The following is a 10,435-nucleotide window of genomic DNA, read 5'->3' as shown; positions in this document are numbered from 1 at the left end:
CGCCGAGTTTGCTGACAAAATCCGCAGCGCGGCGAGAAGCATGATAGGTTTGTCAACAGTCTGAGCGCGCTATTTTTAGAATTAAAGCAGTTGCGCCAATCGGTTTAAATCCGACTGGATCGCGCCAGCCGTCACGTCGCGCCCGGCGCCCGGCCCGCGGATCACCAGCGAGTTGTCCCGATACCAGCGGCTTTCTATCGCAAACACATTATCGCCCGGCAGCAGGGAAGCCAGCGGATGATCGGGCCGCACCGCCTCCACCCCGACGCGGGCCTTGCCGTTGGCGTCGAAACGGGCGACGTGGCGCAGCACCATGCCCATCTCCTGAGCCGCTTCCAGCCGCTGCAGCATCTGTTCGTTCAGCGATTCCCCATTCTCGAAGAACCAATCGACGGAACCCTCTTCGCAGCCCGCTGGCACCAGCGATTCAACCCGCACCTGACTGGGCTCAATCTCATATCCCGCCTCGCGAGCCAGGATAACCAGCTTGCGCATCACATCCTGCCCCGACAGATCGACGCGCGGATCCGGCTCCGTCAACCCTTGCTGGCAGGCCTGATCCACCAGCTCCATAAAGGGCACCGAGCCGTCAAACTGCAGGAACAGCCATGACAGGGTTCCCGAAAAAATACCGCTGATCGCCAGAATGCTGTCGCCGCTTTCCCGCAGGTCGCGCACGGCGAAGTTCACCGGCAATCCGGCCCCCACCGTCGCGTTGTATAGCCAATGGCGGCCGGTTTTCGCGAACGCGTCGCGAATCTGGCGATAATTATTGCCGCCGGACGCGCCCGCCAGTTTGTTCGCGCTGATCACATGGAAACCATAGCTGGCGAAATCGAGATACAGATCCGCCACGGATTCGCTGGCCGTCACATCCAGCACCACCAAATCATCGTACGGATGCGCGCGCATCCACAGAAACAGATCCTCGCCGTCGCGCTCCTGCGCCTCGCGGTCGAAAAACGCCAGCGCCCGACTGGCGTCCAGACCGTCATAGCTCAGCAGGCTCCGGGTGCTGTCCACCACGCCGGCGAGCACAAACTCAAACCCGGTGCGGGCGGAGAGGTGCGACTGTTCGCGAGCGAACAGCTCCAGCCAGCGGGAGCCGATGTTTCCCTTGCCGAACAGCACCAGGCCGATGCGTTTTTCCGCGCGGAACAACGAGTGATGCAGCCCGCGCACCAGATGTTCGGTCGGCCCGCCGCCTCGCAGCACCGCCACCAGACTGATGCCATCTTCCGATTGCCAGATGAACTCCGTCGGCTGATCTTTCAGCTGTTGATAAAAACGGTGGCTATGCAGAGGATTATTGCACACGCCGGCCCCGACCATCGCCACCAGCGCCAAACCTTCGCGCAGGGTTAACTGCGTCGACAATCCGGCCTGGCTCAGCCGTTGCCAGACGCTGTCGGCCACCTCCGTGGTGTAACACAGCTGCAGCAGGCTGCGATCGTGACGAACGCCCGTCGCCAGCGGTTTTATCTGCGCGCGATTCAGCAGTTGCTCAACCTCCTGTTGCAACAGCCGGAAGTCTTGTCCCGCCGCGGCCTGAATTTCAATCAGGCAGACATCGTCATGGCTGGTGACGATTTTGGCGCCGGAGCCCGACGCCAGCACGCGTTCGATACGCGTGGAGCCTTGCTCGGGCTGATAGCTGCAGCGCAGCTGCAGATCGATATCGCTGGCGGAGACCGGTTGCAATGTCCGGGTGTGCAGCACCGGCGCCGCCAGCCGCGCCAGTTCGCTGGCTTCATCCAGCCGCAGCAGCGGCAGCAGACAGGCATCTTTGACTTTACGCGGATCCGCGCTGTAAACCCCGGCGACGTCGCTCCAGATGGTCACCCGCTCAACGCCCGCCAGCGCGCCGATTTGAGTGGCGGAGTAGTCGCTGCCGTTGCGCCCCAGCAATACCGTTTCGCCCGCCTCGTTGCGGCAGATAAACCCGGTGACGACCAGACGCTGTTCCCCGTGCTGCGCCAAACGCTGCAGCAGCAGCGGCCTGGAGCGCCCTTCATCCACCTGCGGCTGAGCGGCGCGTTCGGCGCGGAGAAAATCACGCGCATCCAGCCAGGAAGCGTGGATATCCATCTGGTTAAGCAGCGCGGCCATCAGGCGAGCCGACCAGATCTCTCCGTGACCGACGACTTCGGCATACACGGCATCGTCGATCTTTCCGTCCAGCAGTCCGGCCAGGCGCTCCAGATCGCGAATAAACTGGGCGATCAGCGGCTCGGCCGCATCAGGAGGCAGTAAACCGGCGATCAGGTCGTTCTGATAGCGGCGCAGCGCCTGCTGCACCTGATGAGCGGAAAGACGATCGCTCTGACTCAGCCTTAACCAGCTAATCAGCTGGTTAGTAGTGCCGCCGGCGGCTGAGACCACCATTAAGTCGCCGGGCCGGCTATGCTCGGCCATAATACCGGCGACGCGTTGATAACATTTCACATCGGCCAGACTGCTTCCGCCAAACTTATGCAGCTGTCGGCCGATTGCCGTTCCCGCTACTCCTGATGCACTCATTCTTACCCCTTCGCCGCGGCCTGAAATGCACGCTCCAGATCGGCGACCAGATCGTCGCCGTCTTCAATCCCGGTTGATATACGCAATAATGTTTCTGAAATCCCGGCGGCGGCGCGCGCTTCCGGCGCCATCCCCGCATGCGTCATCGTCGCCGCGTGGGAGATCAGGCTTTCCACCCCGCCCAGAGACTCCGCCAGCGTAAACAGCTCCAGCGACGCCAGAAAACGGCGCAGGGTGTTTTCGTCGCCGTCCAGCTCAAAACTCAGCATCGCGCCAAACCCGGACTGTTGCCGGCGGGCGATTTCGTGGCCGGGATTGTGCGGCAACGATGGGTGATATAATTTTTTCACCAGCGGCTGCTGCCGTAAATACTCAACCAACTGTAGCGCATTTCGCTGTGCCGCGGCGATGCGCGGAGAGAGCGTACGCAAACCGCGCAGTAACAGATAACTGTCGAAGGCGCCGCCGGTGACGCCGATATTGTTCGCCCACCAGGCAAGCTCGGTCGCCGTTTCCGCATCGCGCGCGATCACCGCCCCGGCGACCACGTCCGAATGGCCGTTCAGATATTTGGTGCAGGAGTGCAGCACCAGGTCCGCCCCCAGCGCCAGCGGCTGCTGCAAGGCGGGGCTTAGGAAGGTGTTATCCACCACGCTGACGGCGCCCGCTTCCCGCGCGGCCTGACAGATCGCGGCGATATCCACCACGCGCAGCAACGGATTGCTGGGGCTTTCCACCAGGACCAGTTTCGGCTTCTCTTGCAGCGCCGCCTCAAGCGCCGCCTTATCGCCCTGATCGACGAACTTGACGCGAAACGCGCCGCGCTTGCTCAAGCTGTCGAACAGACGATAGCTGCCGCCATAACAGTCGTGGGGGGCGACCAGCAGATCGCCGGGACGCAGAAAAACGGTGCAGACCAGCGTAATGGCGGACATACCGCTGCTGGTCATCACCGCCCCCGCCCCGCCTTCCAGCTCGGCCAATGCGCGCTGCACGACATCGCGGCTCGGGTTGCCCCGGCGAGAGTAGTCATGCGCTCTTGGCTGATTGAATCCGGTGAAGTTATAGGTGCTGGAAAGATGAATGGGGGGAACAACGCAGCCATACTGCTCATCATTGTTTAACCCGCTGCGAACTGCGATCGTTGCCTGTTTACGCGTCATCGGCTCTTTTCCTGGCTAAAGGCTGAAAGATAGGGGTTAAAGAGTAAACCCAGTTAACATGGACGTCAATACATCTAGACTTCTAAACTTCTTTGCGTATAGATTGAGCGTAAGCATAATAACCGCTAGAATCGTGGTATTTCATGACAGATGCTGTCTTCATTACGACTATTTTTTAAGGTATCCCATGGCTGAGTGGAACGGCGAGTATGTCAGCCCTTACGCTGAACACGGAAAAAAGAGCGAACAGGTTAAAAAAATTACTGTTTCTATCCCTCTTAAGGTATTGAAAATACTAACCGACGAACGAACCCGACGTCAGGTGAACAATCTGCGTCACGCAACAAACAGCGAACTTCTGTGTGAAGCTTTCTTGCACGCCTTCACCGGCCAGCCGCTGCCCAACGATGACGATCTGCGTAAAGAACGCAGTGACGAAATCCCCGAAGCCGCCAAAATCATCATGCGCGAAATGGGGATCGATCCCGATACCTGGGACTACTGAGTCCCGCTCCTGTTGTATCACGCGCCCCGGCTACCGCCGGGGCGGCCTTTCGCCGTTCATCGCCGCATTGACGGGAAACGGTTTCACCGCCGTTTTCCCTTCCGCGATACGTAAACCGCGTCGCCGCCGTTATTTTCCCGGCAAAATCCGGTGAAGCCTGCCTGGATCAATAAGCCACGCGTTAGTTATGATAATAATTCCCCTAATCAATTAGCTATGTCCGCCTGAAATTGATATGTTATAACATAATAAATAAGGCGAATTTCACGGTAGCGCAGCATAATGACTCTCTCCATGCAAGACCGCGATGTGCTGTTGCAGCTTAAAAATGTGACGGTAGCGGCGGATACGCGCCATCCTCCCCGGCTCAACGATATTTCACTCACCATCCGCCGCGGCGAACGCCTGGCGCTTATCGGCCCCAACGGGAGCGGCAAGTCAACGCTGTTGCGCACGCTGACCAGCGAACTGAATCCCGTGACGGGAAACATTTATCTTAACGGCAGAGCCATTCGCGCATTCAGCCGCCGGGAACGCGCAAAATATATCGCCATTCTGGCGCAAAACGACACGCCGGATTTACGCCTGCGGGTAGAGGAGTACGTCGCGCTCGGCCGCATCCCCCATCATGGAGATGACGCGCCGGAACAGAATCATCGCATCGTCGAGCAATCCCTGACCGATACCGGTCTGATCGCCCTGCGCCATCGTCTGATGGCAACCTTGTCCGGCGGCGAGCGTCAGCGCGCGTCGCTGGCGCGCGCATTCGCCCAGACGCCCCAGCTGCTGCTGCTGGATGAGCCGACCAATCATCTCGATCCGCTAGCCCGCTCCCAGCTGCTGACGCTGGTGCGCAACCGTGGGATCACCGCCGTGGCCGTGCTGCACGAACTGCCGCTGGTCGCGCCTTTCGCCGATCGGGTGGCCGTACTGCAGCATGGCAAACTGGTGCGCTGCGGCCCGCCGGAATACGCCCTGGCGGCAGACTGCATTCGTAGCGTTTTTGGCATGGAAAGTTTTACCGTTACCCACCCGGTGACCGGATCGCCGCTGCGTATTTTTGAAGCGCCGGACGACATCTGATCGCCACTCCAGAGGAATCATAATGAAAAAAAGCAGGCTATTGGGATTACTGGCGCTCGCATCCGCCTGGGCGCAGGCCTCCGGTTTTCCGGTCACCGTGGAGAGCTGCGGCCAGCCGTTGACCTTTACCCAGGCGCCTCAGCGCGCGGTGATCCACGATCTCAATATGACGGAAATGGCGTTCGCCTTAGATCTGCAAAAAAACATCGTCGGGCTGACGGGGATTAGCGGCTGGTACAAAGCGCCGCCTGAGTTTACCCAACGGCAGGGAACTATCCCCGAACTGGCGGCGAAATATCCGACGCTGGAAAACCTGCTGGCGGTACATCCGGACTTCTTCTTTGCGGGCTGGAATTACGGCATGAAGGTCGGCGGCGAAGTCACGCCGCAGACGCTGAAAAAATATGATATTCAAACCCTGGTGCTGAGCGAAAGCTGCGTGTTCACCAGCAAAAATCGTCCGCGGGCCACAATGGATCTGCTTTATGGCGATATGCTGAAGCTAGGCCGGGTGTTTGGCAAACAGGAACAGGCGCAAATGCTGGTCGACGGCTGGAAAAAACAGATCGCCGACCTACAGGCGCAAATCGGCCGGCAGCCCAGACTAAAAGTGTTCCTATACGATTCCGGCGAAGATAAGCCTTTCACCAGCGGCAAATTCGCCATGCCTACCGCCATGATTGAAGCGGCCGGCGGCATGAATGTGATGGACGGCATGGAGACCAGTTGGGCGACCACCTCATGGGAAAGCGTGGCCGCTGCCGAACCCGATTTCATCATCCTGCTGGACTACCAAACCGGCAGCGGCGCGGCGGCCCTACGGCAGTTCCTGGAGTCGCATCCGCTGATGAAATACACTCCGGCGGTACAAAATCACCGCTACCTGAAACTGCAATACGCGGAGCTGACCCCTGGGCCGGCCAATATCGCGGCGATCGCCAAACTGGCGCGCGCCATGTATCCGGACGCCTTTAAGTGACGCCCGCCGGGTCGCGCTATGCGCTCATACTATTGTGCGCGCTGCTGTCGCTGGCGGGCGTAATGCTGTTCGGCATCATCGCCGGCAGCACGGCGATTCCGCCGTCGCAGGTATTAGGCGCGCTGGGGCTCTCTTCGACTGAAGCATCCCCGATGATCTCGCGCATTATATTGGAGCTGCGCGTTCCCCGCAGCCTGCTGGCGGCGCTGACCGGCGCCGGGCTGGCGATGGTCGGCGCGTTTTTACAAACCGTCTCCCGCAACGATCTGGCCGACCCTTTCCTGTTCGGCCTGTCCGCTGGCGCCTCGGCGGGCGCGGTCGCCGTCATTACCCGTTTCGGCGAACGCCTGGGGGATTGGGCGCTGCCGACGGCGGCGTTCTGCGGCGGGATTCTGTCGGCCGTCGCCGTTATCATCCTCTTTTTACTGCAACAGGCGCGCGGCGCCGAACGCCTGATTATCTGCGGGCTGGCGATCTCCTTCCTGTTTGGCGCGCTGACCAACTATCTGGTGTTTTCCGGCGACCAGCGGGCGGCCAGTTCGATTCTCTTTTGGTCGCTTGGCGGGCTGGGGCTGGCCCGCTGGGACAACCTGCCTTTCGCGTTGGCCGGCGTGCTGCTGCTGTTCGCGCTGGCGGCCTTTCGCTGGCGCTCGCTTGACGCCTTACTGGCCGGGGGACAAACCGCGACCTCCCTGGGCATCAATATCTCCCGCCTGCGCATCGAAGTATTTATCTGCTGCGCTTTCGCCACCTCGCTGCTGGTGGCGCTTACCGGGGTGATTGGATTTGTCGGGCTGATGGTGCCGCATCTGGCGCGTCCGCTGAGCGGCGTGCTCCATCGCCGGCTATTACCGCTAACGGCTATTCTGGGAGCGATTCTGATGTGCGGCGGCGATGTGCTCAGCCGTCAGTTGCTGGCGCCGCAAGAGTTGCCTATCGGGATCATTACCGCCGGTCTCGGCGGCGTTTTTGTGCTGGGACTGCTGATCAAGCGCCAGTAGACGTTGCAGAAACGACAAAGGCACCCGAAGGTGCCTTTGCTAGCGCTGAGCGGACAAACTTATTTTTTCGTGCCCGGTACGCTGAAACGCTTGTTGAAGCGCTCAACACGACCGCCGGTATCAACGACGCGCTGTTTACCGGTGTAGAACGGGTGGCAAGCGCTGCAAACGTCCAGGTTCAGGTCGTGACCCACGGTGGAATGGGTTTTGATAACGTTACCGCAAGAGCAAGTCGCAGTAACTTCGACATATTTCGGGTGAATACCTTGTTTCATGGGGAAACCTCTGTTAAGGCCGTGTCGCTATCCGGCCCTGTTCCGCCAGACACCACACGAAAGTTGAGTTAAGAAGTTGAGTCAATCAACCATTATACATTGCAGTATAATGGCGGCGAATCATACAGAAACTCGCCACCCGATGCAATCGCATCAACACATTATGATGCGCAACATGTACACTAGCGCTTTGCATTCATCCACGCCTATGCTGCGGTTGGCTAAAATCACCCTATTCTGAACCCAGTCGGAGAGGTCATGTCTGTCGCTCAGGTCGCACTCCCCGTGCCATTGGCACGTACATTCGATTATATACTCCCTGCGGGCGTTGAGCCCCGGGCCGGCGTGCGCGTCAGCGTGCCTTTCGGCAACCGTAAGGCCATCGGTATCATCGCCGCTATCAGCGAATCCAGCGAACTGCCCCTCGAACAGCTAAAACCGCTACACGCGGTCCTCGACGACGAACCGCTGTTTCCCGCCAGCCTGTGGCGCATTTTAACCTGGGCGGTGGAATACTATCACTATCCGATCGGAGAAGTGCTGTTCCACGCCCTGCCGATATTGCTGCGCCAGGGGAAACCCGCGCATCGAGCGCCGCTTTGGCAGTGGTTCGCCACCGAACAGGGCAAAGCCACGCCTTTGCATGCGCTCAAGCGCGCGCCCAAGCAGCAGCAGGCGCTGGCCGCCCTGCTTCAGGCGCCGCTTTATCGCCACCAGGTCGGCGAAACCGGGCTGGCGGAAAGCGCGCTGCAGGCGCTGCGTAAAAAAGGGCTGTGCGATTTAAAGGCCGCCGAGCAAGCCGTTCGCGACTGGCGCGAGGATTTCAGCGTATCCGGCGACCGGCTGCGGCTCAACACCGAACAGGCCACCGCGGTTGGGGCAATCCGCAGCGAAGATCGGCATTTCGCCGCCTGGCTGCTGGCGGGGATCACCGGTTCGGGGAAAACCGAGGTTTACCTCAGCGTATTGGAAAACGTGCTGGCCGCCGGAAAACAGGCGCTGGTGCTGGTGCCCGAGATTGGCCTGACGCCGCAGACCATCGCGCGCTTTCGCGAACGCTTCAACGCCCCGGTCGCGGTGCTGCACTCCGGTTTAAACGACAGCGAGCGGCTGGCCGTCTGGCTCAGCGCCCGCAGCGGCGAAGCGGCGATCGTTATCGGCACCCGTTCGGCGCTGTTCACGCCATTTGCGCGTCTGGGCGTTATCGTTATTGATGAAGAACACGATGGCTCCTACAAGCAGCAGGACGGCTGGCGCTACCATGCGCGCGATCTGGCGGTGTTCCGCGCCAGGGAAGAAGGTATCCCGATCGTGATGGGGACGGCCACGCCGGCGCTGGAGACGCTCTACAATGTGCAGATCGGCAAATATCGACAGCTGAAACTCAGTAAACGGCCGGGCAACGCCCGATTAGCCAGCCAGCACATTCTGGATTTAAAGGGGCAGCCGCTTAACGCCGGGCTGTCCCAGCCGTTGATAACCCGTATCCGGCACCATCTGACCCAGGATAATCAGGTCATCTTATTCCTTAACCGCCGCGGCTTCTCCCCGGTGGTGATGTGCCACGAATGCGGCTGGATCGCCGAATGCCCGCGCTGCGATCACTATTACACGCTGCACCAGCAGCAGCGTATCCTGAGCTGCCACCATTGCGATAGCCATCGCCCGGTACCGGATCAGTGTCCGCAGTGCGGGTCGACCAATCTGGTGCCGGTCGGAATGGGGACCGAGCGTTTGGAACAGGCGCTGGCGCCCCTCTTTCCCGACACGCCGATCACGCGCATCGACCGCGATACCACCAGCCGCAAAGGGGCGCTTGAGCAGCAGCTTTCCCAGGTCAGGCAAGGCGGCGCCCGCATTTTGATCGGCACGCAAATGCTGGCCAAAGGCCATCACTTTCCCAACGTGACGCTGGTGGCGCTGCTCGATGTCGACAGTTCGCTGTTTTCCGCCGACTTCCGCGCCGCCGAACGTTTCGCCCAGCTCTACACGCAGGTGTCGGGGCGCGCCGGACGCGCGGGCAAAGCGGGCGAAGTGGTGCTGCAAACGCACCATCCCGAGCACCCGCTGCTGCAAATTTTGTTGCAACAAGGCTATGACGCCTTCGCCAGCCAAACGCTGCAAGAGAGGCGCAGCGTTTTTCTGCCGCCCTACACCAATCACATTCTGTTCCGCGCCGACGATCATGATAACCAGCAGGCGGCGTTATTCCTGCAGCAGTTGAAAAATCTGTTGGAAAGCAGTCCGTTGCGGGACGAATCTCTCTGGCTGCTCGGCCCGGTGCCGGCGCTGCAGCCCAAGCGCGCAGGGCGTTTTCGCTGGCAACTGCTGCTGCAGCATCCCTCCCGGGCGCTGTTGCAACGCTTGGTCAGCGCCTCGATACCGTTAATCGGCACGCTGCCGCAGGCGCGCAAAGTGAAGTGGGTATTGGACGTCGACCCGACGGACAGTTAGTGCGTTCGGCCGCGCCGTTATTGCGAAACGCATCCAGAAACCGACATCAGTCACACTTGTGATGTAAATTAAGCCGCAAAATTTGCGGGCAATCTGTTAAGACTGTGGGTGAAACGCAGTATTCTGAGGGGCGGCGTCAACCGCAGCTCACAATACAATAAATACTGCCGCGGATAATGACAGTTTCCGACGGCTGACAAGGCCAGATATTACTCGCCCCGCTGGAGAGGCTCGCCCTGCGGGCCGCCGCAAGCGGCGTTCAAAAACGCAGGCGTTTTTGTCGGGGGAAACACGGGGAGGTTCGTAGGGACGCATCCCCCCGCGGTCGCCTCGGGTATCTCGCGCTCATCGCGCCGGTTTGTCATTAAACGCAATACTTGTCATTGATAATGACTGTCTGTAACCACAGTCTGAAGGTTGCAAACGCCCTTGGCCGATAGCGCCGGTTCAGACTG

General features: G+C 60.1%; 8 protein-coding genes. 5 read left to right on the top strand and 3 right to left on the bottom strand.

Translation table 11 applies throughout. The features are described from left to right. Positions 1–81 precede the first annotated feature (81 nt). Positions 82–2,520, bottom strand: coding sequence for a bifunctional aspartate kinase/homoserine dehydrogenase II (locus tag VSX58_RS12700; protein ID WP_327618402.1), 2,439 nt, complete (start codon positions 2,518–2,520; stop codon positions 82–84). Between the two features lie 2 nt (positions 2,521–2,522). Then, positions 2,523–3,683: a cystathionine gamma-synthase gene (gene metB, locus VSX58_RS12695; RefSeq protein WP_327618401.1), complete on the bottom strand. Its 1,161-nt coding sequence runs from the start codon at positions 3,681–3,683 to the stop codon at positions 2,523–2,525. Positions 3,684–3,870: 187 nt separating this feature from the next. Here metB and metJ point away from each other — a divergent pair, with 187 nt between their 5' ends. The 4 genes from metJ to VSX58_RS12675 all read left to right on the top strand — a co-directional run bounded on the left by metJ (position 3,871) and on the right by VSX58_RS12675 (position 7,251). Next, a complete protein-coding gene (gene metJ, locus VSX58_RS12690) occupies positions 3,871–4,188 on the top strand; it encodes a met regulon transcriptional regulator MetJ (protein ID WP_327614252.1) in 318 nt (105 codons plus the stop codon). Between the two features lie 294 nt (positions 4,189–4,482). Then, entirely contained in the window at positions 4,483–5,271 is a 789-nt protein-coding gene (locus tag VSX58_RS12685; protein WP_327618400.1) for an ABC transporter ATP-binding protein, read from the top strand. Positions 5,272–5,293: 22 nt separating this feature from the next. Next, positions 5,294–6,250, top strand: coding sequence for an ABC transporter substrate-binding protein (locus VSX58_RS12680; RefSeq protein ID WP_327618399.1), 957 nt, complete (start codon positions 5,294–5,296; stop codon positions 6,248–6,250). Continuing rightward, entirely contained in the window at positions 6,247–7,251 is a 1,005-nt protein-coding gene (locus VSX58_RS12675; protein ID WP_327618398.1) for a FecCD family ABC transporter permease, read from the top strand. The genes VSX58_RS12680 and VSX58_RS12675 overlap by 4 nt, the downstream gene beginning before the upstream one ends. 59 nt (positions 7,252–7,310) lie before the next feature. On the opposite strand, the gene rpmE is transcribed toward VSX58_RS12675, so the two are convergent. Then, entirely contained in the window at positions 7,311–7,526 is a 216-nt protein-coding gene (rpmE, locus tag VSX58_RS12670; RefSeq protein WP_327614249.1) for a 50S ribosomal protein L31, read from the bottom strand. A gap of 258 nt (positions 7,527–7,784) precedes the next feature. On the opposite strand from rpmE, the gene priA reads away from it, so the two are divergent. Beyond that, positions 7,785–9,980 (top strand): primosomal protein N', encoded by a 2,196-nt coding sequence (priA, locus tag VSX58_RS12665; RefSeq protein WP_327618397.1) that lies wholly within the window; start codon positions 7,785–7,787, stop codon positions 9,978–9,980. The last annotated feature ends 455 nt before the right edge of the window (positions 9,981–10,435 follow it).

It is taken from the genome of Brenneria populi, from assembly GCF_036016195.1.
In the GTDB taxonomy this organism is placed as follows: domain Bacteria; phylum Pseudomonadota; class Gammaproteobacteria; order Enterobacterales; family Enterobacteriaceae; genus Brenneria; species Brenneria populi.
Note: the sequence above shows the minus strand (reverse complement) of the source record. Positions and strands in the feature narration are given on the sequence as shown.

What these genes read in the sequence shown, in the direction of transcription:
- VSX58_RS12700 (WP_327618402.1), bottom strand. Translation starts at nt 2,520, where the DNA reads ATGAGTGCATCAGGAGTAGCGGGAACGGCAATCGGCCGACAGCTGCAT.
- metB (WP_327618401.1), bottom strand. Translation starts at nt 3,683, where the DNA reads ATGACGCGTAAACAGGCAACGATCGCAGTTCGCAGCGGGTTAAACAAT.
- metJ (WP_327614252.1), top strand. Translation starts at nt 3,871, where the DNA reads ATGGCTGAGTGGAACGGCGAGTATGTCAGCCCTTACGCTGAACACGGA.
- VSX58_RS12685 (WP_327618400.1), top strand. Translation starts at nt 4,483, where the DNA reads ATGCAAGACCGCGATGTGCTGTTGCAGCTTAAAAATGTGACGGTAGCG.
- VSX58_RS12680 (WP_327618399.1), top strand. Translation starts at nt 5,294, where the DNA reads ATGAAAAAAAGCAGGCTATTGGGATTACTGGCGCTCGCATCCGCCTGG.
- rpmE (WP_327614249.1), bottom strand. Translation starts at nt 7,526, where the DNA reads ATGAAACAAGGTATTCACCCGAAATATGTCGAAGTTACTGCGACTTGC.
- priA (WP_327618397.1), top strand. Translation starts at nt 7,785, where the DNA reads ATGTCTGTCGCTCAGGTCGCACTCCCCGTGCCATTGGCACGTACATTC.